Here is a 989-nt window from a genome sequence, read left to right as displayed (position 1 = left end):
GGAGGGGGCGAGGCCGGTCCGGGGGGTACCGCCGGTGGCTGCGCCTTGGCCGCGGTTGCAGTAGTCCCGTGCCGGTCCTGCGATCAGGGCGCAGGGGTCGTTGCTGGTGCTCGGCGTGGGGCTGGGTGACGCGGCCGGTGCGGAGCTGCTGGGGGACGGGGTCGGTGCGGCCGTTGCACGGGTGGCCAGGAGGACGACCGTGGCCTGGACGGCGGCCGCGGTGGCGGCGATGCCGCGGAGCGGGAGCGTGCGGCTAGCGGGCATAGGTGAACCCTCCGAATTCGGTGACGGCCTTGCCGATGTCGTCGGAGGTGGACACCGGGTTGTCTCCGGTGACCGGGGTGGGTCCGTCCTTCTGGGTCGTTTCGACGACCTTCCAGTCGGAGCCGTTCCATTTCAGGGTCATGGAGATGGTGAACCAGCCGCTGGTCACGGGTCGGGTGGACTTCTCGCCGGTCAGGCCGAACATGCCGATGCACCACACGTCGACCGAAGCGGTGCCGGTGGCGAAGCTCGTGACCTTGGTGCCGGCCGGTACGGTCCGGCTGACGAAGGTGGCGCCCGCCGGGGCGAGACCGTCCTTGGTCAGGCCGATCTGCGCGAGCAGGGCGGCCGAGTAGTCGGCGTCGAATCCGGCCTGGAGCTTGGTGCGCGTGCTGTCGTCCGCGACGGCGTCGACGATGGTGTGTCTGCGCGCCGGGTTGAACATCCCGTCGGATCCCAGCGCCACGGCGTAGTTCGACGCGGCGGACTGGGCGCCCTGCTGGTCGGGGGCGAAGCCCTTCGGGATGCCGGCGTTCTTGCCGTCCACCGGGCGGGTGCCCGTCGGTTCGGTGGCCGCGGTGGACGGCTGGGCTTCCGCGGAAGGGGTTTCGGGGCTGTTGCCGGATTGGTTGGCGAACGCGATGGCGGCGATCAGCAGGACCACCACACCGACCACCGTGACCAGGCTGCGCGAGGCGCGCGGGGTGCGGCGGGGGGTGCCGTAG

General features: G+C 71.7%; 1 protein-coding gene and 1 pseudogene. Both read right to left on the bottom strand.

Going from position 1 to position 989, the window contains the following annotated elements; genetic code table 11:
- Positions 1 to 264: pseudogene (locus HYE82_RS37425) on the bottom strand (hypothetical protein); the annotation flags it as partial.
- Positions 254 to 989, bottom strand: a 736-nt coding sequence (locus HYE82_RS36770) for a hypothetical protein (RefSeq protein ID WP_179178561.1), incomplete at its 5' end; no start/stop codon positions are given. The pseudogene HYE82_RS37425 and the gene HYE82_RS36770, both read right to left, overlap by 11 nt.

Source organism: Streptomyces sp. BR123 (assembly GCF_013401435.1).
Taxonomy (GTDB): Bacteria; Actinomycetota; Actinomycetes; order Streptomycetales; family Streptomycetaceae; genus Streptomyces.
Note: the sequence above shows the minus strand (reverse complement) of the source record. Positions and strands in the feature narration are given on the sequence as shown.